A 23,178-nucleotide genomic window follows, 5' to 3' on the forward strand; every position below is an offset into this window, starting at 1 on the left:
GTTGCTGAATATGAGGATGAAAATTAAAATTTCAATCTCTCAAACTCTTATTCTTTGCGCCTCTGCGTCTCTGCGTGAGACAAAAATCATCCCACTAATCAGCAACGCCCAATTCTTTTAGTGATCTTTGCTTGTATGGGCGAGTACCAAACTCATTAAACTATCTAAAATGCGATCGCGTGATAATGGCATCATTTCTTTGCCATATAGCATTTCCTGCACCATCACATAGGATACCAGTGAGCCAAAAAAGATTTGCGCTGTTGCTTCTGGGTCACTAATGCCTAATTCTGGGTGAGAAGCTAAATACTGGCTCAGTAATAGCCGTCCCCGTTGAATTACGGTTTGAGTATATAATTTTGCCAATTCTGGAAAGCGTTGCGACTCGGTGATAATCAAGCGGAATAATGCTAAGTATTCAGAATTCTCGGCAACTTTTGTTAAATAGGTTTCAGCAATTTCACGCAACAAAATTGCTGGCTCACCATGCAGATCTTCTGTACAAAAAATCCCCTGAAAACTAGCAATTGTTACTCTTTCGATCAACGCCTTAAATAATCCTTCTTTATCTTGAAAGTGACTGTATATTGTCTGCTTAGATACTCCGGCTTCCGCACTTACCCGATCCATACTGGTTCCAGCATAGCCATCCCTCAAGAATACCTGCATGGCTCCTTGCAAAATTTGCTCCTGTTTTTGAGTCATGGCTCTTAAACGAGATAAAGTTTCAGGTTGGGAACCAGAGGTTTTGGGCATATTTGACGTAAATTTTTTTACATATTTCTTGTTTATTGGAGAATCATACCATACAGTCTAGTATGATAGTTCCAGTAAATATTTAATGATAAAAATATAGGGTGGTATCATGTCTCAGACTGCCTCGACATCTCCAGAAGGGATTATAAATGTTCCTGTGCCACCATCTAAGCAGGAACGGAAGAAACTGATTTTTTTGTTCCTAGGGTTGCTGGTTATAGCAGGTGGTATCAGTTATTTACTGTGGCATAGTCAACAACAAGGAGCAGCAAATGTACTGAAGGTGAGTGGAAGGATTGAGGGTTACGAAACTGAAATTGGGGTGAAGCGTTCGGGAAGAATTGTTGCAATTGCAGTCCGGGAAGGGGCAGCAGTAAAAAAGGGGCAAGAATTAATCAAGTTGGATGACAGTAACGACCAACTGCTACAAGAACAACTGCGGGGTGCTGAGGCTAGGGTTGCATCTGCTCAATCTGATGAACAGCAAGCAATTTCCGATGCTACTCAAGTAGAAAGTGGGATTGAACAAATTGATAGCCAAATCAGTGAGGCAAAACTTAATTATCACCAATCCCAAGGAGATACCCAAGGACGAGTTCAACAGGCACTATCTAATGTAGCGACAGCCAAGGCACAATTATTACAAGCGCAGGCACAGACAAAGCAGGCACTAGCAGAAGTAAAATTAGCGAAAATGAATCGCGATCGCTATGCCAAACTCGTAACAGAAGGTGCTATTAATCAACAACAGTTTGACCAAGCACAAACCACCTTTGACACAGCAGTAGCCACATTAGAAGCACGAAAAGCAGCCGTAAATGCTGGACAAGAACAATTACGCGCTGTTGCCGGGGCATTAACCCAAGCTAAAACTACAAGTTTCAATCCTGGTATTCGCAATGCCCAAATAGAAGCATTAAACAGAAAAAAAGATCAGAGTTTTGCTCAACTAAAATCTGCCCAAGCAAAGGTAAAATCTGCTCACGCCAAAGTAAAAGATGCTTTAGCATCAAAACAGCAAATTCTGACCCAAATAGCAGACTCGAAAAAAGATTTAAATGTTGTTAGTCCTTTAGATGGGGTAGTAACTGCCCGTAGTGCAGAGATCGGGACTGTAGTTAGCAGCCAAACCAAAATTTTGACAGTAGTTGACCCTAATACAGTGTATTTGCGAGGTTTTATTCCCGAAGGCGATATTGGGAAAGTGCGCTTAGGACAAACAACCAAAATCTTTCTTGATTCTGCGCTGGAAAAACCCCTTATGGGCAAAGTGATTGCTGTCGATCCTCAAGCCTCTTTTACCCCAGAAAATATCTACTTCCAAAAAGATCGGGTTAGGCAAGTAGTAGGTGTGCGGATTCAGTTACAAAACCCTCCTGGCTGCTTTAATCCAGAAAACCCTTACTCTGGTTCAGATTTGCCCTGTGCCAAAATTGGAATGCCAGCAGATGCAGAGATTGCGTTGCAGGATAAAGAGGTCAGCAAATGAAATTATCAACTCCTAAACCACTGCAATTATCTAATCACTCAACCACTACTATTAAAGTTAGTAATTTACATAAACATTATGGACAACTAATCGCTGTCCGGGGAATTGATTTTACTGTCAATCAGGGTGAGATGTTTGGGTTAATTGGCCCTGATGGTGCTGGTAAAACTACTACCTTTCACATCTTAGGCGGGGTGATGGAGGCGACGGCGGGAGAAGTGCAAGTATTTGGTCAGCCGGCAAGGGACGCACGTTTAAGGACGGGATATCTCACACAACAGTTTTCCTTGTACTTGGATCTCAGCATTGATGAAAACTTGCGTTATGCGGCGGGATTGCGCCAAGTGAGTGATGATTTATTACGAGAACGCCGCCAGAAATACTTAAAATTAATGAGTTTGGAACAATTTGGCGATCGCTTGGCGGGTCAACTTTCCGGCGGGATGAAACAAAAGCTGGCGCTGTGTTGTGCCTTGGTTTCCCAGCCCGACGTACTGTTACTAGATGAACCTACTACAGGGGTTGATCCAGTTTCGCGCCGGGAATTTTGGGATGTATTAGCAGAACTTTCTGCCGATGGGATGACAATTGTTGTCGCCACACCTTATCTAGATGAAGCCGAACGCTGTGATCGCGTCGCACTGATGTATAGTGGTCAAATTCACGAAATTGGTACACCCGCAGCATTACGCGCCAATTTAGGCTTACATCGCCTAGAAGTCAGAACAGCAAATCTGGAGATAGCCGAGAAACTTCTTTTGCAGAATGTGCAGACAAATATAGTCGATGTACAGACATTTGGCGATCGCTTGGATGTTCTCGTTCAAGATGTGACTCTCGGTGAAACCCAGGTAAATCAACTACTACAACAGCATCACCCCAGTATTGAACGTGGCGAACCCACCCTAGAGAACGTCTTTGTCACCCGTCTACGACAACAAGGTTCAGCACCAGAATTTTTGTCCTTTCCTCGTTCTCGTGGAGGAAATAGGGAACAATTCAAACCTCAAAATTCTCCCGATCAAATTGCTATTTACGCTCACAATCTCAACCGTGTATTTGGTAACTTCCAAGCAGTCAAAAACGTTAATGTCGAAGTACGCTATGGCGAAATATTTGGGCTTTTAGGTGCCAATGGAGCCGGAAAAACAACTACCATCAAAATGCTGTGTGGATTACTAGCAGCTAGTGGCGGTGATATTTCCCTCGGTGGTGAAACAGGAAATCTGCGTAGTCGTGACTTACGGCGACGTATCGGTTATATGAGCCAGAAATTCACTCTTTACGACGATCTGACAATTCTGCAAAACTTAGAGTTTTATAGCGGGATTTACAGCGTACCCCGCAAACTGAGGCGAGAAAAGATTGATTGGGTAATTGCTACCTGTGGCTTAGAGGGACAAGAACAGATGCTTACCGGACAATTACCCGGTGGTTGGAAGCAGCGAGTAGCTTTTGGCGCTTCTGTCATGCACGAACCAGATATTTTATTTCTCGATGAACCGACATCCGGGGTAGATCCTTTAGCCCGTCGTCAGTTTTGGAAGCTGATTAATGACTTTGCCCGCAATGGTACAGCTATTTTAGTGACAACGCACTACTTAGAAGAAGCTGAACAGTGTAACCGCATGAGTTTTATGGTAGCCGGGGAAATCGCCGCCGAAGGTTCACCTAGTTCTATCAAAGCTTCTCAACCAGGACAACTTATAGAAATTATCGTTAACCAAAATCAAGCCGCCTCCAAGATACTTAAACAGCATCTTGATTCGTGGCGTGTCTCGATTTTTGCCGATAGTTTACACATTGTTCTTGATCGCCCGGAAAAAGAAATTCCCGAAATAACTCAGCTTTTAAAATCAGCACACCTGACTATTGAATCTCTGCGTCCCATTCCTTTCTCTTTGGAAGATGCTTTTATTGGTATCGTTGAACGTGCGGTAAGAGATTAGGGACATAAAAACTGAGAATAAATAATGAAAAGAATTTTTTCCCAATGTGTAAAGGAAATAGCGCAATTTCGGCGCGATCGCTTAACTTTAGGTTTAGCATTTTTATTGCCATTTTTAACTCTATTAATTTTTGGGTTTGCGATTCGTTTAGAAAGTAAGGATATTCCCCTGATTGTGCAGGATTTTGACCGCACAAACCTGAGTAGCAGCTATATTGAGCGTTTATATGCTACCAATCAATTTACACCTAAACAATGGTCAGGTGGTAATCCGGCACGAGATGCAATTGACAGGGGTATTGCAAAAGCGGCAGTGGTTATTCCTCCCCAATTTAGCCGAGATATTCAAGCTGGTAGAAATGCCAAGGTGCAAGTATTAATTGATGCCACAGATGTTAATAATGCTCGTGTAATTAGAGGTAGCATTCAAAGAGTAACTAATTTCTTCATGCGAGACCAAGGATTAATACCAGATACAAATATTGTTACACCGCGAGTCCGCTTGTGGTTTAACCCTGGTAGATTGGAGTCGTTGTACATTGTGCCGGGAACCTACGGTGTAGTCTTGTGGATTTTTCCTTCATTGCTAACAGCGATCGCAATGGTACGTGAAAAAGAAAAAGGTACAATTTTACAAGTCTATGCTTCTAGCATTAGTGCAACCGAACTGTTACTTGGCAAAGGACTAGCTTATCTGCTAATTGCGATTACAGAAGCCTTAATAGTCATGGGATTAGGGTCAATAATTTTTCATATCGGCATAATTAGTAACCCGATCACTTTATTAATAGGAACTCTACTCTTTTTAATAGATAGTGTTTCCTTTGGTTTACTTGTAGGGGTACGTAGCAGTAACCAAAATTCCGCAGTGCAAATTGTTTCTCTTGTCGGTTTTATTACATCTTTATTACTATCTGGTTTTATTTATCCCCTGAGTAATATTCCTTTTCCCCTTTCACTAACACCTAACGTATTTCCTGCGCGTTATTACATTGATATCACCCGTGACGCTTTTGTGCGTGGTACGGGATGGACAGGAGTTTGGTTTGACTTACTCATGCTTGCAGTTTTGGGATTTGTATTTTTTAACGTAGCGCGTCGGCTTTTAAGTCGAATGCAAATTAGTCAATAGTCAATAGTCATTTGTCATTGGTCATTGGTAGTTAGTTATCAGCCTTAATCATATATGAAATATATTTGGCAATTATTTGATAGTCCATTGTGGTCATTAGTGCGTAAAGAAATTAATCAAATTCTGCGAAACAGGCAATTGATTGTTTTATTAATTGTGCCACCAACAGTACAATTATTGCTTTACGGATTTGCACTTAACCCGGATGTACATAATTTACGACTGGGTGTAATTGACTATGCTAATATCTCCGCCAGTCGAGAACTAGTTTCAGCAATGACATCCAATCACACTTTTAACTTAGAAAGTGTACCAAAAAGTGAAAAAGATTTAAGCCGTCAAGTAGAAGAAGGTAAGCTAGATGTAGGACTAATAATTCCACCAAATTTCCCCCGCCAACTAGCTAATAAATCAGCAGAAATTCAAGTATTTATCGATGGAGTGAATGCAAATACAGCCGGAATTGCTGCTAACTATGTTAATCAAATTATCCAACAATATAATTTCAGTTTGGCACAGGGTCAAATCAGTCCGCCAGTTTCAACCGAAGTCGTTTTTCTTTACAATCCTGGGCTTACAAGTAGTTGGTTTTTTGTACCGGGAGTTATGGGTTTAGTCCTGACATTAATCGGCACATTAGTATCAGCAGTAACCGTTGTGCGCGAGAAAGATACAGGAACTTTAGAGCAATTGTTAATGACTCCCTCTAGCAATTGGGAAATTTTATTAGCTAAAATTATCCCGTTGGCATTCCTGCTCATGGGAGATGTGCTACTAGCTTTAACCTTGGGAACAATCGTATTTAGCCTACCCTTCCGTGGAAGCTTTTTGCTCTTTCTTGCTTTATCAAGTATGTATGTATTTGTAGGAATTAGTTTAGGCATTATGCTGGCAACTATTTGCGGTTCTCAACAACAAGTATTACTCACATCTTTTTTTATAAATTTACCAATGATCCAAACTTCTGGAGCAATATCTCCTATTGAATCCATGCCTCCTTTATTTCAATTCCTCTCTCTATTTAATCCACTTCGTCATTACATTACTATTGTTAGAGGTATTTTACTCAAAGGAGTTGGTTTAGATGTGCTGTGGTTGAATGTTCTAGCTTTGCTTGGTTTTGCTGTTGTTTTATTAACTATTAGTGTTCATAAGTTTCGGAGTCAGTTAAGTTAAACTGTACTATCTCATTAATTCTAACAACATCTGTTCAAGAATATCTTCCATAATTTCTTCGTCTAAGGAGTGTGGAGTTGGTGGCCCACCGAGAAATTCTTTGATAGTAATCTTCTGCTCTCTAAAGTCCTTGACAAAATCGCGGATTTGAGAAATAACATTCATTTGAGATTCTATTGTTTTTAGCATCAAAGATATAGAGTCAATGCCTTTTTTAGCAGCTTTCCGAGAATCACTTACCATAGTTCCTTCTGGAGTATTTTTTGCTAAACGTAGTTCCCGTTTCAAGTTTTCATATTGAGTGAGGAGAATTTGATTTTGCTGTTCTATAGTTCGACATTTACGAGTTAAATCATCCTCGTTATTAAAATCAATAACTTCTCCCACCTGCTGAATTCGCTCAATTTCTAAAAGTCTTGCCAAATCTCCTTCTTGGTAGGCTTTATTGATTGATTTCATGATTTCTGTATGATATATCTGTGTCTCGCTGTCTCTTGTCTTATCAGGGTGAAAGATTTCAGCTAATCTGAGAAATGTTTCCCGAATTTTTCTCTTATCCTCTGTTCTCGCTACAGAGGGAGATTCTACAGACTGTTGTGCTTGCCAATATTGATGGCTACCTTCAGCCGCTTCGTCTGAAAAATCTGATTCGGATTCGGAATTATTAAATAGTTCGTTTAACTCTGTATTGAATTGTTTGCGATTTGCATTTGGACTAATAATCCCTGTCAACTGGAGTTCAAGGTAAACTGCCTCTATATTTTTGATGGTTTGTTTGCCAAACTTCCTAGTGGTAAAAATTTCATCAAATAGAGCATGAATATCTCGGTCTAACTCAGCCATTTTTTGAACGTGGGGACTAGCTTGATGCAATATTTCTGTGGCAAAAGTTCGCATTTGCTCGACAAAATTGTTCAATTCCGTTCGCTTTCTCTTAATCTGCTTAAGTAGCGATTTATGTTCTGTTTCTAAAAACTCCAAGCGGATATGTAATTGAGAGAGGGCTAATGGAGTTACTTCAGTTGATTGTAATGGAAGTGATTTTTTGCGAGCCATGAAACACGTATGTAAGTTTAAGGTTTAAAATGTAATTGTCAAAGTTGTTTTGTCAATTCGAAAAGAACATATCTAGTGATAATACATGAACGGTGGATACTTTTTTTGTCAAGAATTTCTGTGATGGGCATAGGTCAGATCATATATATTGTTACTATCGGGAAGCGCACTATGCGAGAAAAATTATAAAATATCACGATAAGAATGACACCACAAGACACACGACAATACGCACCAGCAACTGAGCGCAACCGAGAAGCAATTCTAGAAATACTTTTGCAGGTATTACCCGAAAGTGGCACTATTTTAGAAATAGCAAGTGGTACTGGTGAACACGCAGTCTTTTTTGCATCCAGATTAAGTCCTCGCCAGTGGCTACCAACAGATGCAAATTTAGAGTTACGAGCCAGCATTAGTGCATGGACTGAACACAACGCCTGTGATAACGTTTATCCACCGCTTGAGCTAGATGTTAGAGAGCCAGTTTGGGCTGTGGAGCAAGGGGAAGTAACTCAGTGGCTTGATAGAGAGCCAATTGTCGCCATTGTCAACATTAATATGATTCACATTTCACCGTGGTCAGCCTGTTTGGGGCTAATGGCAGGGGCAGGCCGTATCCTAAAAGCAGGAGGTATCCTCTATTTGTATGGCCCCTTCAAACAAGGTGGCGAACATACAGCAGCGAGTAATGCAGCTTTTGACGAATATTTACACGCCCAAAACCAAGAATGGGGTGTGCGAAACTTGGATGATGTAGTGGTAGCAGCTAGGGCAGAACATTTCATTTTGAAACAGATTTACCAAATGCCAGCCAATAATCTTTCAGTCGTGTTTGAACGTTCCGCTAATGAATAATTCCTGGAAATAATAGAGTTGTCGGGAAATAAAAGATAAGTGAGGCAATGCTGGTCTTGTAATTGGGATTCTCTTAAGCAGCCATCAAGTAGAAGTTCCATAATCCTGCTGCGGTCAGCATCAAATGGTCATCAAAGTTTTCAATCCGATTACGATAAATGACACTGGCGGCGTTGTAGCGCTTCACACCAGCAAAGGCATTTTCGCAAACTACACGGGATTGACTCAATTGACGATTCTCCGTTTTTTGAAGGTCACTTAACTTGCCCCCTTTGGGCTTTTTGTGAGGAAGATGGAGATTGTCATACTGCTTCTGTAATCCCTGAAAGCCCGAGTCTACTTCAATCGGAATTTCATCAGGCACACTACCTGCAATGTCATCTTCGTCATGAAAACGTTTGTCATGCAGTTTGCCTTCTCGTGCTTTGCTTAAGATCAAGACCCGTTTGGTTTCATCAACTGCCGCCAAGTGTTTACGCGTATGACGTTTCTTTTTACCGGAGTAATTCTGTTGTTGTTGTTCTCTTTCTTGAGGTCGCGCAATTGGGCGTTCTGTCCCATCAATCATCACTCGTTGCACTCCTGGAAAGCGTGACAAAAATGCTTCAATGCTTTGGAGATGGCGTTCCGGCAGCGCCATCTTCTGTCCCAAAGCCGCTTCTAATATTGGCTGCAATCGATGCATCCACTCATGTGCCTGGGAGCGATGCATATCAAAGAGCAGTCCCGCCACATCAAAGGTCGGATAACATTTGAAATAGAAAAGGATGAAAAACAATTTGTCTTGGGCTGTAAGTAAGCGGGCTTTGCGTCCTCCACCCAGGCCACGTTGACGAGGCTTGGCCTGTTGAGTATCTAGGTACATCGTGGTAAACGTGGGCAAAAGGGCATCAAATGCTTTCCGGTTCAACCCAGTTAATGCCCTCAACAGTCGGTCTTGCTTCAGCGCACCTTCAATATTCAGCATCATTCTTCCCTACCACTGCTGTCTATTCTCTCTTATTTCCCGACAAGTCTAATTTCTTAGTGGATATAATTCAATTCAAAATAATTGCAGATATGTAAATTTTCTGGCTACTTTCTGCTTTGCTACCTCAAGGCTACATATAGGACTCATATTTGATTGCGTGAAAAAACTCCGTACAACTCAAAAAACCTTCTTTCCTATTGCCTCTTGCCTTCCCACGCAAGTAAGTATGGCTACGCCACGCTGCGCGAACAAAAATAAAAACGGATTCCTATAGCTTGGAAAGCAATTGATGAGAAAACTATCCAAGCTATTCACAAGTTCCTCTAACTATTTGTCTATAATTCAAGACTCAGGGCATTCCAGAAGCGAACTTGTCTTTTTTGGTGATTGTGCTGTTACTGGTAATGTTACTGCTCTACACAATCCTTTAGGTAGTGCCGAACCTGTTCTACTTAGAAGGACATGAATTTATCAAGTTTGATTAACTTCACAAGTTACTCAGATTCTTTATCTAAGTTGAAAGTGAGGCAATCACAAAATAATTTTAGAAGCAATTATGTTGAAAGCATCTGACATTATGACTAGAGATGTTGCTACGATTCACAGTTCAGCAACAGTGGCTGAAGCAGTTAGACTCTTGAGAGCAAGGGACTGGAAAGCACTGGTTGTAGATCGCCGCCATAAACAGGATGCCTACGGGATGATTACTGAAAAGGATATTGTATATAAAGTAATTGCTTATGGTAAAGATCCCTTTAGTGTGCGTGTTCATGAAGTGATGACCAAGCCTTGTATAGTTGTCAATCCTGAACTTTCTTTAGAATACGTAGCGCGGTTATTTGCCGACCATAATTTGCAGAGAGCGCCCGTTATTCAGGGCGAACTACTGGGTATTATTTCCCTGGTTGACATTCTAGCTAATATTAACTTTCTTGAGCAACCCCATACTTTCCAGCTAGAACAACAGCTTCAGGACGAAATTAAAAAAGCTCATATCGTTTGCGATCGCCAAGGCATCTATTCAGAAGAATGTGCTGTTGCTTGGGATGCGATCGAGGAATTACAAGCCGAAATAGCACATCAACGGGCCGAGAAAGTCGTGAAAACAGCCTTTGAAGAATATTGCGATGAATATCCACAAGCTAAAGAAATTTATGACAATCGGGTCTAGTGGTTGACCTGAGATAGTTATGAAAAAATCTTTCCATAGTTTCACTCAGTGGGGCTGCGACTAATCCAATGCAGACAATCACCCATCCCCACGTAGAATCCTGCATCGCTTGATGCAGAAATTGACGAAAGGTGATCGCCGATATAACTTTTGGACTCGCAAAAGTAACAAATGCGACTGCAAATCTAACTATTGCACTCGCAAAAGTAACAAATGCGATCGCCGATCTAACTTTTGGACTCGCAAAAGCAACAAATGCGATCGCCGATCTAACTTTTGGACTCGCAAAAGCAACAAATGCGACTACCGATCTAACTTTTGGACTCGCAAAAGCAACAAATACGACTACCGATCTAACTATTGCACTTGCAAAAGTAACAAATGCGATCGCCGATCTAACTTTTGCGTGGGGCGTAGCTGGCTGTTATTACGTATTTAGTTGCAAGTTCGCCAGCTGCGAGGATTGCTGCTAGCAGTACCTGTAAACGTTTATTTCCCAAACTAGGAAAAGTAAATTTTCTTCTCCAACCCAATTCTTTTAACCAGTCTTCTACTGTTTCGGGACGGTTGTCGGGTTGTAGTTCCATTGCGTGGAGAATGGCTTGATTAACGCGATCGCTAATCCGATCGTTTAATTCCACCGAAGGAATTGAACGCTTATTGCTATCTTGGCGCTCAATAGCACTTTCTGGCAGTTTTCCTGTTAATGAAAAATATAATATGACGCGATCGCAAAAGTTGTGTTATAAAAACGGGCAAAGTCTTACCAAAATACGAAAGTCTTTACTATGAAGCTTTTTCGTTAAATACCTCTGAGGATTTCTGTATTTTTCCCCAATCGCTGACGTATAGTCTAAATTTTTCGTTAAATGCGTAATTCCTACACTAATGGAATCAAATGATACTGTCAGCAATCAACCTTTAGCGTTTAATCATCAGTAATCTTTAAAAAATCGAAAAAATAATGTTAAGTATCCCTATTAACTTAAATTTACCTCGTATACCCCATTTAATAACTTCCTTACCTGGACCTCTTGCTCAAGCAATTGTACAGCGCGATCGCGCCGTAACTTCCCCTTCTTACACCCGTGATTATCCGTTAGTTGTATCTCGCGGACAAGGCTGTATGGTAGAAGATGTGGATGGCAATGTATTTCTGGATATGACCGCAGGTATTGCTGTTACCGCCACCGGACACGCCCACCCGGAAGTCGTCAAAGCAATTCAAGAACAATCCGAACGTCTGCTGCACATGTCAGGGACAGATTTTTATTATGAACCGATGGTGGAACTGGCGGAACAACTAGCGATTCGCGCCCCTTTTCCTCAACCACAGGGTAACAGTGCATTCCCGGCAAAAGTATTTTTCACCAATTCTGGGGCAGAGTCAAATGAAGGAGCGCTAAAACTAGCTAAATATTACACCAAGCGATCGCTAATTGTGGCTTTCTTAGGCGCATTTCACGGACGCACTTATGGGGCAATGTCTCTCACGGGTTCTAAAGCAGTGCAGCGAGCGAATTTTGGGCCTTTAGTTCCTGGGGTAACTCATATCCCTTATGGGACTCACGCCAGCTTAGATTACCTGGAACAACAGCTATTTGGGACAATTTTACCACCGCAAGAAGTAGCCGCGATTGTAGTTGAGCCGATTCAAGGAGAGGGTGGTTATATCGTACCAGAGGATGGTTTTTTAAAACGGATTCGGGATATTTGCGATCGCCACGGTATTCTGATGGTAGTGGATGAAGTGCAAGCGGGAATGGGGCGGACAGGTCGCTTATTTGCGATCGAGCATTGGGGAGTGATGCCTGATATTATTACTACTGCTAAAGGTATCGCCAGTGGTTTGCCATTAGGAGCGATACTTGCAAAACCTGAGTTAATGACTTGGCCTCCTGGTTCTCACGCTACTACATTTGGCGGAAATCCCGTTGCTTGTGCTGCCGGTATTGCTACACTGCGATTGTTAGAAAGTGGTTTGATGGCAAACGCTACCCAAATGGGAGAACTTTTACAAGCTAGCCTTAGTGAGTTGCACCAAAGATTTCCGAGAGTATCGCCGCCACGAGGTAAAGGTTTGATGGTTGCAGTGGATTTATTGGATGAACAAGGTAATCTAGATCGTGAATTGCGCGATCGCATTATTCAAGAAGCTTTTTTACGCGGTTTATTATTACTAGGTTGCGGTAAAGCAGCAATTCGTTTCTGTCCCCCTCTAGTTATCGACAGCGACCAAATTCAAATAGCCCTTCAGATTATCAGCAACATTCTAACTTCTTAAAAGATGATCAATAACAAATGACCAATGACCAATGACAAATGACAAATTTATATGAAACCCGAAATAGCCTTAAATTTATGGCAATTACTTTGGCAAGAATACAGCGCCAGAGTCAATCATGCCCGTACCTACCAGCAAATGATAACTACTGCGGGTGGGACTGTTGCCAACGACCACATCGCCTTTCGGTCTTTGCGTTTATTAGTAGATAGTCCACAGGGTGAAGTTAATTTGGGAATTGACTATCTCGCACAATTTGCAGAAGCTTTGGGTTACGTGGCGGCTGGAGAGTATAATTTTGCTCAAACTCATCTATATGCCCGTTATTATCGCCATCCGCAGCAAGAGGAATTTAACTTACCCAAACTCTTTATTAGCGAGTTGATTGTTGATGAACTGCCTGCTAATATTGCTCAACTCATCTCTAAAACAGTATCTGCAATCCCACACCAACTAGCCTCACCCGTTACTCTTCTCAAAAAAGACGCGGAGATTGAAACCATTGCCAAACAACTTCAGCAAGTCTTCACCCGTCCTTGGCTACCTCCCAGGCGTTCTGTTGTCGAAGAGGTCAATCAGGTTACTCAGTATGGGGCTTGGGTGTTGCTGCACGGATATGGTGTCAACCATTTTACAGGCTACGTCAACGGACAGAATACCCCAGAATATCCAGACATTGATACTACCGCTAGTGGTTTGGCTCATCTGGGTGTACCAATGAAAGCAGAGATAGAGGGAAATGTTGCCTGTGGTTTGCGGCAAACTGCAACTCAAGCTGTAACAGAAATGGTGACAGTGCTAGATGATAACAGTGGCGTAGAAATTCAGATCCCTTGGACTTATGCCTATTATGAAATTGCCCAGCGTTATCCAGTCGAAGTCGAGCCTGGAAAGCAGATACTTTTTGATGCTTTTTTAGGAAGTAATGCCCAGCAATTGTTTGAAATGACTCGTTTATCTAAATAGCTCAGAAGAGGACTTTTCAAACAACCTCTAAACTCGACTTTAGCCATTTTGATCGCTATTGCTGAAACCTTTATGGGACAGTAGTTTTACTTTTTTTACTTCATCAAGAATCTATAAAGCAATACGGTTCAGTTAAGGGTTATTGGTGTAGATAATTGGTATTTTAAGACGCGATTTATCGCGTCTCTACATGAGGGTTTTGGGCTTATCTGAACTGTATTGATCTATAAAGTGGAAAAAGTATTTGCCAAAATAGCTAAGGTTTTGCCGGATAAAGAAAACTAAGTTCTTAATTTTGGATAAAGTCGAGCTAAAGCCGTAACAAACTCTACTGGCTTAATTACGAATTACGAATTACTTTACCGTGCATCGCCAATCAGCACAAATGGCGACCAATAAAAAGGATGACGATGGTCTGCAATTAGCTTCAACTTAGCTTTTTGCAAAGCCTCCCCTTTCGTCATACCCAGCTTGAGATTCTGATAAAAATCAACCATCAATAGCTGAGTTGCTTCATCATCAACCGCCCACAAACTAGCCATCACAGCTTTAGCACCAGCCCGCTCAAATATATAAGCAACTCCTGTAATTCCTGCGCCATTAAAATTAGTATCTACAGCAGTTTGACAAGCGCTGAGAGTAATCAATTGTGTGCCTTGTAAACCTAAAAGAGCAGCATCAGCAATGTCTAGGGATTTATCAGCAAATAGTAACGTATTAGTTTTTAACTTGACTTTTTTGCAATCTTCAGTTTGAAAACAGCCGTGAGTTGCTAAATGCAAAAAGGAAAAGCGCAATGCTTGAGATTTAAAGTTTTCCAAGCTAGCTTTTTTATTGATATAAACTTCACTGTCTGGCAGTATTTCTTTAATCTTTGTGACTTCTAACTCTGCACCTGGAAGATTTTGCGGGTCACTGGTTACTGGATTACCAAATGCTAAAACAGCCTGTGATTTGCGGGATATGGCATTTTGCGTAGCTAGAGATTGTAAGGAATTATTGGAAATACGAGTGAGATAATTGACAGGATATTTCTCGATTAGAAATTGCTTAGTTTTACTGTCGTAAAGACTCTCAAAAGGTAAATGACGTAGTTTACCAGTAGCAATAATACTCAGTTGTTTAGGTGATAAAGCCTTAATTTTGTCTTCGATAGGACGAATAAGAGTATTATAAAGTTCGCTGCCAGTTTCAAGGTAATCAGAATCACTTTCGTCTTGTACCTGGTTTAAGTAATCGCTAATAAGTTTATTAAACTTAGTGGGTTCAATAGATTTTTTAATAACACTCAACTCACCTTTGGTAAAGATAAAAAAGGCGACATTATTAGGCATATCTCTCACATCAGTCAGCAAGACGGGTTGGACTATAACTGTTCCTGCGGGAATGAAGGATGTCAGGTTTTTAATATCTGCGGGTGTAGTTTCAAATAGTTCTGCTACTTCAGGAAAGCGGCGAGAGATAGTTTCGGCTTCTGAGTAAACTTGTGCCTCTAATTGTCGAATTTGTTGGGGTAGGCTTTCGGATTGATCGCTTTGCAGTTGTTGTCGCAGTGCTTCCAATTGTTGATTTTTTTTACTCCAATCGTTAAGGCTCTGCTGTGCTTCTGGGTTGGCAACTTTGGCATTAATCAGGCGAGTATAATCAGCAAGGTCGGCTGTGGTGAATAGGTTAACCCATTCAAAGGCTTGAGCATATTTCTTTTGATTAATCAGGACATCGACTAAAGCAGTAGAAATTGCACTTCCACCGTTTTGCTGTAAAAACTTTTGGCGATTTTCTCGTTGCAAACCTCGGCGCATTTCTAAGCTGATTTTGAGAGATTGCTCTAAATTAGTAATGGCTTGGGTTGGTCGATTTGTACTTTGGAAGAGTACACCAATATTACCTAATGTGATAGCTTCACCTGCGCGATCGCCCACTGCATGAATTAGGGGGAGAGCTTGGTTGTAAAAATCGAGTGCTTTTTGCTTTTCTCCTAAAGCAAAGTAGACTCGACCGATGTTATTGAGAGTGGTGGCTTCACCTGCGCGATCGCCCACAGCCTGCCAAAGAGGCAGAGCTTGGTTGTAAAATTCGAGTGCTTTTTGCTTTTCTCCTAAATCGTCGTAGACTCCACCGATGTTATTGAGAGTGGTGGCTTCACCTGCGCGATCGCCCACAGCCTGCCAAAGAGGCAGAGCTTGGTTGTAAAATTCGAGTGCTTTTTGCTTTTCTCCTAAATCCGAGTAGACTCCACCGATATTATTGAGTGTGCGAGCCTCACCAGTGCGATCGCCCACAGCCCGAATTAGGGGCAAAGCTTGGTTGTAAAATTCGAGGGCTTTTTGCTTTTCTCCTAAATCGTCGTAGACTCGACCGATGTTATTGAGAGTGGTGGCTTCACCTGCGCGATCGCCCACAGCCCGAAATAGGGGCAAAGCTTGGTTGTAAAAATCGAGGGCTTTTTGCTTTTCTCCTAAAGCGGAGTAGACTAGACCGATGTTATTGAGAGTGGTGGCTTCACCTGCGCGATCGCCCACAGCCCGAAATAGGGGCAAAGCTTGGTTGTAAAAATCGAGGGCTTTTTGCTTTTCTCCTAAAGCGGAGTAGACTCGACCGATGTTATTGAGAGTGGTGGCTTCACCTGCGCGATCGCCCACAGCCCGAAATAGGGGCAAAGCTTGGTTGTAAAAATCGAGGGCTTTTTGCTTTTCTCCTAAAGCGGAGTAGACTCGACCGATGTTATTGAGAGTGGTGGCTTCACCTGCGCGATCGCCCACAGCCCGAAATAGGGGCAAAGCTTGGTTGTAAAAATCGAGGGCTTTTTGCTTTTCTCCTAAAGCGGAGTAGACTCGACCGATGTTATTGAGAGTGGTGGCTTCACCTGCGCGATCGCCCACTGCACGATATAGGGGCAAAGCTTGGTTGTAAAAATCGAGGGCTTTTTGCTTTTCTCCTAAATCGTCGTAGACTGCACCGATGTTATTGAGAGTGGTGGCTTCACCTGCGCGATCGCCCACTGCACGATATAGGGGCAAAGCTTGGTTGTAAAAATCGAGGGCTTTTTGCTTTTCTCCTAAATCGTCGTAGTTAAACCCAAGCCAAAGCAGTGTGGTTGCTTCCAGTTTTTGGTCTTTAAGTTCCTGTGCCATAGTTGGAACTGGCTGTAATATTTGTATTGCCTTTTGGTGTTCCTGTTGCTGTGTCAGTTTTATTCCTTGCTCTAGCAGTTTTTCTGCTTCTTGCGATCGCGAGTTTTGAGTTTGTCCCCAAGTGGGTTGAGCCATCAGCATTACTGTTATAGGCGTTAGATAAACGCCCACAGCAAAAAGACTGGTGAAAATTTTTTTCATAAAATATTACAGATATAATCAGTTTCCATTGAGCATCAGCCGAAGCCGTTGTTAGGAATATTGAAGCTGTTATAAGATATACTTAAGCTGTTGTTAAAACAACTGAAACGTTTGTTACTAACGCTCCAGTTGCTATAAGAAATACTTAAGCTGTTGTTAGAACAACTGAAGCGTTTGTTATTAATGCTTCAGTAGCTATAAGAAATGCTTAAGCTGTTGTTAAAACAACTGAAGTGTTTATTATCAATGCTGAAGCCGTTGTTACTAATGCTGAAGCTGTTGTTACTAACGTTGAAGCGAATCGTGAAAAACGGCTTGCTGAAATAATTCACGATTAATAAGGTTTTGCCAGAATGGTGATCGTTCTTTGTTGCGAATTGAACTGAATTTCATCTACCACATATTGCCGATTTCTCGCCACTGACTGAATACCCTGCAACTGTTCTGTAGAAACTACAGGTGGTTTCAGCTTCACCACCGCTTGACCCTGAGTAGAATTTTTGACAGTAAAAGTATTCAGGGGTATACCACTCCAAGTTACTAGTTTACCTGTGGGGCGATCGCGCTCACCCCGGATAATTTGCCGCCCATTGCTTCTGTAAACCAATGCCCCATTCTTAAAAACTACTCTTTGAATTTGGCTCAGAGGAATCGTGGTAGTTTTGTCATTACGCCGAATTGATAGTGCTTGTCCTTGTGCATCAATTCCTATGACTCGACCACTGCTTGACTCACCCCCTTTGAGCATTACTTCTGCTAACTCTGGTAATGCCACTGCAAGTTCTAATTCATCTGCATTAATTGGTGTCTGTGCCAACAAGAAATTTTCTTTCTTGACATCCTGACCAATTACAGTTTTGATGTTTCCTGCGATCGCTGCTGCTATTACTAAGATTGCTACAACCCATCCCTGGAAAAAAGCTTTCATGGCTTTAACAGTATATTTGACTATATTTAACTTTCTCATTAAACTTCAAAGACATATATATAATTTCCGTAAAATCACTAAAATAAGCTGATTATTTACCTGTAACAGTTTGCAGTTGAGTGGAATATGACCTAACCCCAACCCCTTCCTACAAGGGAAGGGGAGTAAGATTTAAAGCCTTTTTCCCCAAAAGAGAGGGCGAGTAAAATTCAAAGCCTCTCGCTTAAGAGGAGCTACTGTGTACACACATCTTTGTACTGAGTGCAAAATCTGGCTTGATCCCCCCTAACCCCCCTTGAAAAGGGGGGAACTAGAGTCAAAGTCCCCCTTTTTAAGGGGGATTTAGGGGGATCGAATGACTTGTGTGTACACCGTAGCCTAAGAGGAGAGAGGTCAGAGTGTATTATATGCAAACGAAAAACCCTACATTGTTTCCCCCATCTCCCCTATGACCCAAACCCCCAACCCGGAAACCAATATTTTAGGTAAATTCACCAGTGTACTTGGCTTGCTGGGTGCGGCGCTTTTCTTTGCAGGCTGGATTTATCGTTGGTCATATTTCTACTTTTTTCAACTAGAACTCAATACCCTCGACTTACCTGCACAGTCTTTTTTGATAGTTCCCCTGCAAATATTTCTCGGAGATGGCTGGACAATCTGCAAAACTGCGATCGCTTTTTTTATCACTGCGATCGCAATTCAGGCTACATTATGGTTAATTAAAATCATCAGTGAAACGGTAGTCTCTGCAAGCCAATTACTACTGAGTCGCATCATCTCTGCAACTCAATACAAACGCTCATGGACAGCTAAACAGCTTAAATCTTTAGCTGAATTTGGTTTTGGGCAATTGCGCTCAGTTGAATTTCTGCGATCGCTAGTCAATGAGATAGTAATAGTATCCTGGGTATTAATAGTGATATTTTGGTTAGCTCGTTGGCAAGGCATTGCAGATGCACGACGAGACGCTGGTCAAAACTCTACTTTGCCTGTTGTAGCCTTAATTACACCTGAAGAAAAGTTTGCTGTAGGGCGTAAGCTTGATGATATATTTACCGACCCTTCCTTGAAAGGCTACCGCATAATTGGCGATCGCGGTTTATTTGATGACTTGCGAGGCAGGGAAGATAATGATATCAGCAATCTAAAAGAGCCGAGAGTCTGGCGTTTACTCCTAGAACGTGGAGGCTGGATTTATTTGTTTCGAGCATTGCCCCCAAATGCAAAGCCTAATGAGCTACCGTCAGTTTTAGCTATTCAAGAAAGTGATAAGGGACATATCATTATTCGCAGTCCAGAAGTTTCTAAAAATTGAGGGCAAGGAAAGCTAAAACACGAAATTTTATCTTGTGTTTTAGCTTAATTTGACACAACTGACAGATATACTTTCCTACTGCTAATTTGATTTTAAGAAAAAGCTTTGAATCTAACAGCTAAAAAGTCACCACACTCCGAATTGATTCACCTTTGTGCATTAATTCAAAAGCATCATTAATTTGTTCAATCGGCATCACATGAGTAATTAAATCATCAATATTTATTTTGCCTTGCATATACCAATCAACAATTTTCGGCACATCTGTACGCCCTCTCGCACCTCCAAATGCTGAACCTTTCCAAACGCGCCCAGTTACTAATTGAAAAGGACGAGTGCTGATTTCTTGTCCAGCACCAGCAACCCCAATAATCACGCTGACACCCCAACCTTTGTGGCAACATTCTAATGCTTGACGCATAATTTTGACATTACCGATACATTCAAAACTGTAATCAGCACCGCCTTTTGTTAAGTCAACCAGATAGGGAACTAAATCACCTTCTACTTCTTGGGGATTGACAAAGTGCGTCATCCCAAACTTTTCTGCCAAGGCGCGTTTGCTGGGATTAATATCCACCCCGACAATCATATTTGCCCCTACCATCCGCGCCGCCTGGATGACATTTAAACCAATACCACCCAAGCCAAAAACTACTACATTTGCTCCCGGTTCCACCTTTGCAGTATTGATAACTGCACCAATACCAGTAGTAACACCACAGCCAATGTAACAAACCTTTTCAAATGGGGCATCTTCCCGAATTTTTGCCACGGCGATTTCCGGCAGCACCGTGTAGTTGGCAAAAGTGGATGTACCCATATAATGATGAATCATCTGCCCATCAATGCTAAAGCGACTGGTGCCATCGGGCATGACACCCCGTCCTTGAGTTAAGCGAATGGCTTGACAAAGATTAGTTTTGAAGCTCAGACAATATTCGCACTGGCGGCATTCGGGAGTATATAGGGGAATCACACGATCTCCTGGTTTCAGACTGGTGACACCAGCGCCTACTTCCACTACTACACCAGCACCTTCATGCCCCAAAATAGCCGGAAACAAACCTTCGGGATCGTCACCAGATAGGGTAAAAGCGTCAGTATGGCAAATCCCGCTGGCTTTCACCTCAACCAACACTTCGCCAGCTTGTGGTCCCGATAATTGAACGGTTTCAATCGTTAACGGCTTACCTGCGCTGTAAGCCACTGCTGCTTTAACTTGCAACCTCAGCCCTCCTATATATAGTTAATAGTTATTTGACATTCTCCACCGTGCTTCAAGACGGGAATTTTTTTACTTTTAGGACTTACACAAAACTACACGCCGTAAGGCAATACCCTGCGGCTACTCCGTTGGAGAATTCGTGTAGTAGCCGCTTCTCTACGAGACGCTCCGCGAATGCGTCTACATGAATTACCCTACCGGAAAATTAAGGTTTAAGCTATTTTTTGTGTAAGTCCTGACTTTGTTAAAATATCATTCTCTCGCTAGATTGGTTAAGGCGGCGACAGCTGTTTTGGCAACGATGTAAACTAGATGTCAGCAGTAACCCTCAAATAATTTGTCCACCTCTCGATTAATACATTATTTTGTCACAGCTTATGAACCCTGCCCTAACTCAAATTGGCGCTCAAATGTCCAAACTGACTGGCGTAAGAGCAATCATGAAGGATATTATCGAGACATTACGAGCGGGTGCAGGGCAGCAGTTTATTAATTTGAGTGCTGGTAATCCGTTGATTTTGCCAGAAGTAGAGCAATTATGGCGGGATTGTACTGCACAGCTTTTGGCTAGTCCAGAATATGGTGAAGTAGTTTGTCGCTACGGCTCAAGTCAGGGCTATACACCATTAGTTGAAGCGATCGCTAACGACTTTAACAAACGCTACGGGTTAAACTTAAGCGAACGCAATATCCTCATCACCCCCGGTAGTCAAACCCTCTACTTCTACGCTGTGAATAGCTTCGGTGGCTACACCCCTAGCGGCGAGTTAAAACAAATCGTTTTGCCCCTCAGCCCTGACTACACCGGTTACGGCGGTATCTGCTTAGTTCCAAAAGCCTTAATTGCTTACAAACCGACTCTCGATATTGATGAAGCCGCCCACCGATTTAAATATCGCCCCGACTTCAGCCAACTGTCGATTACAGAAGATACGGGTTGTGTCCTCTTCTCTCGCCCTTGTAATCCCACTGGTAATGTCCTCACTGATGATGAGGTGAAAAAGATTGCTGCCCTAGCTGCGCCTTACAATCTGCCCGTATTAATTGACTCCGCTTATGCGCCTCCCTTCCCGGCATTGAATTTTACCGAAATGACACCAGTGTTTGGTGATAATATTTTACACTGCATGAGTTTATCAAAAGCTGGATTACCAGGAGAAAGGGTTGGTATTGCCATTGGGGATGAAAAGTGGATTGAAGTGCTGGAGTGTTTCCAAGCAAATATTGGTCTCCATTCTTCACGTTACGGCCAAGCGATCGCAGCTCTTGCAATCAATTCTGGCGCTTTAGTAGAAATTTCTCACACTGTCATCCGTCCCTTTTACCAAAATAAGTTTAGCGTTTTAGAAACCAGCTTAGAACAAGCGATGCCCAAGGATTTACCTTGGTTCCTCCATCGCGGTGAAGGAGCAATTTTTGCTTGGTTGTGGTTAGAGGATTTACCCATCAGTGATTGGGAATTTTACCAGCAATTAAAGCAAGTAGGTGTGATTATTGTCCCTGGAAGCACCTTCTTCCCCGGTTTAGAGGAAGAGTGGGCGCACAAGCACCAATGTTTCCGCATCAGCCTCACAGGTACAGATGAAGAGATAGCCACTGCTATGCAACGTTTAGCAAAAGTGGCTGAAGAAGCTTATAAAGGTGCGGCGGTGACTGCCTAGTACCGTAAGGCGGAATTAAAAATTAAAAATTAAAAATGAATACAGCGTAAGCATTTCATTGATTTAGAAGAGGTGGTTTATTTCCGCTGTGTTGTACTAGTAGGAAAAATGGAAATGAAACACGAAGAAGCTAATAAAGAGATCGGAGGCAGAGGGGCAGAGGGGCAGAGGAGCAAGAGAGTAGGAGGAAATTCAAAAATTCAAAATATTCAATCTCCAGCCCCTAATCCCCAACCCATAGTTCCCAATACCCAATCCCCAGTCCCTAATCTCGATAACTGGTTAGAAATTGGTAAAATTGTTTCCCCTCAAGGATTGTCTGGAGAATTAAAGGTTTATCCTGTATCTGACTTTCCCGAAAGATTTGAGGTGCCGGGAAAACGTTGGTTGTTGCATTTAGATGGCACAGAACCACAACCAATCCAATTATTAACAGGACGTTATATCAGTAACAAAAACTTGTATGTGATCAAATTAGCTGGTGTGGAAAATTGCGATCAGGCGGAGGCATTGCGCGGTTGTAAGTTAATGGTGCCAGCAAGCGATCGCCCCCAATTAGCCGAAGATGAATATCATGTCCTCGATTTGATTGGCTTGGAAGTCTTCATGCAAGCATCTGGCGAACTCGTTGGTACAGTGGTAGACATCATCCCCGCCGGCAATGATTTGTTAGAAGTAAAATTACACCCATCTTTCACCACTGACAAAAAACAAAAGACGGTTTTGATTCCATTTGTGGAAGCGATCGCACCAGTAGTAGACTTGAAATCCAATCGCATTGAAATTACGCCGCCGCCTGGGTTGTTGGAAATAAATAATTAGATCGTTAATTGATCTGCCTCTAGCTATTTTTGCTGTACTGGATACTTCAAGGGAAGGCAAAGCTTGAAGCATGAGAAAATTAGAGC

18 protein-coding genes and 1 pseudogene are annotated in these 23,178 nt (G+C 42.1%); 12 read left to right on the top strand and 7 right to left on the bottom strand.

The annotated features are described in order from the left end of the window. Positions 1–117: 117 nt before the first annotated feature. A complete protein-coding gene (locus NPUN_RS09775) occupies positions 118–756 on the bottom strand; it encodes a TetR/AcrR family transcriptional regulator (protein ID WP_012408599.1) in 639 nt (212 codons plus the stop codon). 109 nt (positions 757–865) lie between these two features. On the opposite strand from NPUN_RS09775, the gene NPUN_RS09780 reads away from it, so the two are divergent. The 4 genes from NPUN_RS09780 to NPUN_RS09795 are packed head-to-tail and all read left to right on the top strand — an operon-like array spanning position 866 to position 6,501. Then, a complete protein-coding gene (locus NPUN_RS09780; RefSeq protein WP_012408600.1) occupies positions 866–2,245 on the top strand; it encodes an HlyD family secretion protein in 1,380 nt (459 codons plus the stop codon). Beyond that, a complete protein-coding gene (locus tag NPUN_RS09785) occupies positions 2,242–4,194 on the top strand; it encodes an ATP-binding cassette domain-containing protein (RefSeq protein WP_012408601.1) in 1,953 nt (650 codons plus the stop codon). The genes NPUN_RS09780 and NPUN_RS09785 overlap by 4 nt, the downstream gene beginning before the upstream one ends. Positions 4,195–4,218: 24 nt before the next feature. Further along, positions 4,219–5,325, top strand: a complete 1,107-nt coding sequence (locus NPUN_RS09790) for an ABC transporter permease (protein ID WP_012408602.1) — start codon at positions 4,219–4,221, stop codon at positions 5,323–5,325. Positions 5,326–5,379: 54 nt separating this feature from the next. Further along, entirely contained in the window at positions 5,380–6,501 is a 1,122-nt protein-coding gene (locus NPUN_RS09795; protein ID WP_012408603.1) for an ABC transporter permease, read from the top strand. A gap of 6 nt (positions 6,502–6,507) precedes the next feature. Here the strand turns inward: NPUN_RS09795 and NPUN_RS09800 are convergent, their stop codons facing one another. Further along, complete coding sequence (locus NPUN_RS09800; RefSeq protein ID WP_012408604.1) at positions 6,508–7,557, bottom strand: J domain-containing protein; 1,050 nt, start codon at positions 7,555–7,557, stop codon at positions 6,508–6,510. A 204-nt stretch (positions 7,558–7,761) separates the two neighbouring features. Here NPUN_RS09800 and NPUN_RS09805 point away from each other — a divergent pair, with 204 nt between their 5' ends. Further along, positions 7,762–8,412, top strand: coding sequence for a DUF938 domain-containing protein (locus NPUN_RS09805; RefSeq protein ID WP_012408605.1), 651 nt, complete (start codon positions 7,762–7,764; stop codon positions 8,410–8,412). 73 nt (positions 8,413–8,485) lie between these two features. Here NPUN_RS09805 and NPUN_RS09810 read toward each other — a convergent pair whose 3' ends face one another. After that, positions 8,486–9,382, bottom strand: coding sequence for a transposase (locus NPUN_RS09810; protein WP_234711064.1), 897 nt, complete (start codon positions 9,380–9,382; stop codon positions 8,486–8,488). Positions 9,383–9,752: 370 nt separating this feature from the next. Here NPUN_RS09810 and NPUN_RS44480 point away from each other — a divergent pair. Next, positions 9,753–9,839: pseudogene (locus NPUN_RS44480) on the top strand (NADH-quinone oxidoreductase subunit B family protein); the annotation flags it as partial. A gap of 99 nt (positions 9,840–9,938) precedes the next feature. Beyond that, the gene (locus NPUN_RS09815) at positions 9,939–10,553 is read left to right on the top strand and encodes a CBS domain-containing protein (RefSeq protein ID WP_012408607.1); all 615 of its coding nucleotides are present in this window, start codon (positions 9,939–9,941) and stop codon (positions 10,551–10,553) included. Between the two features lie 395 nt (positions 10,554–10,948). On the opposite strand, the gene NPUN_RS40525 is transcribed toward NPUN_RS09815, so the two are convergent. Then, positions 10,949–11,194: a hypothetical protein gene (locus tag NPUN_RS40525; RefSeq protein WP_148220277.1), complete on the bottom strand. Its 246-nt coding sequence runs from the start codon at positions 11,192–11,194 to the stop codon at positions 10,949–10,951. A gap of 323 nt (positions 11,195–11,517) precedes the next feature. Between NPUN_RS40525 and NPUN_RS09825 the strand changes: the two genes are divergently transcribed. Both NPUN_RS09825 and NPUN_RS09830 read left to right on the top strand, forming a co-directional pair. After that, positions 11,518–12,837: an acetyl ornithine aminotransferase family protein gene (locus NPUN_RS09825; RefSeq protein ID WP_012408608.1), complete on the top strand. Its 1,320-nt coding sequence runs from the start codon at positions 11,518–11,520 to the stop codon at positions 12,835–12,837. A gap of 51 nt (positions 12,838–12,888) precedes the next feature. Further along, positions 12,889–13,803 carry a DUF1338 domain-containing protein gene (locus tag NPUN_RS09830; protein ID WP_012408609.1) on the top strand — a complete coding sequence of 305 codons (915 nt, stop codon included), beginning with the start codon at positions 12,889–12,891 and terminating at the stop codon, positions 13,801–13,803. 359 nt (positions 13,804–14,162) lie between these two features. Here NPUN_RS09830 and NPUN_RS09835 read toward each other — a convergent pair whose 3' ends face one another. Then, a complete protein-coding gene (locus NPUN_RS09835) occupies positions 14,163–17,138 on the bottom strand; it encodes a CHAT domain-containing protein (protein WP_012408610.1) in 2,976 nt (991 codons plus the stop codon). 334 nt (positions 17,139–17,472) lie between these two features. After that, the gene (locus NPUN_RS09840) at positions 17,473–18,066 is read right to left on the bottom strand and encodes a hypothetical protein (RefSeq protein ID WP_041565302.1); all 594 of its coding nucleotides are present in this window, start codon (positions 18,064–18,066) and stop codon (positions 17,473–17,475) included. 448 nt (positions 18,067–18,514) lie between these two features. Between NPUN_RS09840 and NPUN_RS09845 the strand changes: the two genes are divergently transcribed. Further along, positions 18,515–19,381: a hypothetical protein gene (locus NPUN_RS09845; RefSeq protein ID WP_012408612.1), complete on the top strand. Its 867-nt coding sequence runs from the start codon at positions 18,515–18,517 to the stop codon at positions 19,379–19,381. A 118-nt stretch (positions 19,382–19,499) separates the two neighbouring features. Here NPUN_RS09845 and NPUN_RS09850 read toward each other — a convergent pair whose 3' ends face one another. Then, entirely contained in the window at positions 19,500–20,609 is a 1,110-nt protein-coding gene (locus tag NPUN_RS09850) for an S-(hydroxymethyl)glutathione dehydrogenase/class III alcohol dehydrogenase (protein ID WP_012408613.1), read from the bottom strand. A gap of 377 nt (positions 20,610–20,986) precedes the next feature. On the opposite strand from NPUN_RS09850, the gene NPUN_RS09855 reads away from it, so the two are divergent. Both NPUN_RS09855 and rimM read left to right on the top strand, forming a co-directional pair. Next, positions 20,987–22,270: a valine--pyruvate transaminase gene (locus NPUN_RS09855; protein WP_012408614.1), complete on the top strand. Its 1,284-nt coding sequence runs from the start codon at positions 20,987–20,989 to the stop codon at positions 22,268–22,270. Between the two features lie 114 nt (positions 22,271–22,384). Further along, positions 22,385–23,092 (top strand): ribosome maturation factor RimM, encoded by a 708-nt coding sequence (gene rimM, locus NPUN_RS09860; protein WP_012408615.1) that lies wholly within the window; start codon positions 22,385–22,387, stop codon positions 23,090–23,092. Positions 23,093–23,178 lie beyond the last annotated feature (86 nt).

It is taken from the genome of Nostoc punctiforme PCC 73102, from assembly GCF_000020025.1.
In the GTDB taxonomy this organism is placed as follows: domain Bacteria; phylum Cyanobacteriota; class Cyanobacteriia; order Cyanobacteriales; family Nostocaceae; genus Nostoc; species Nostoc punctiforme.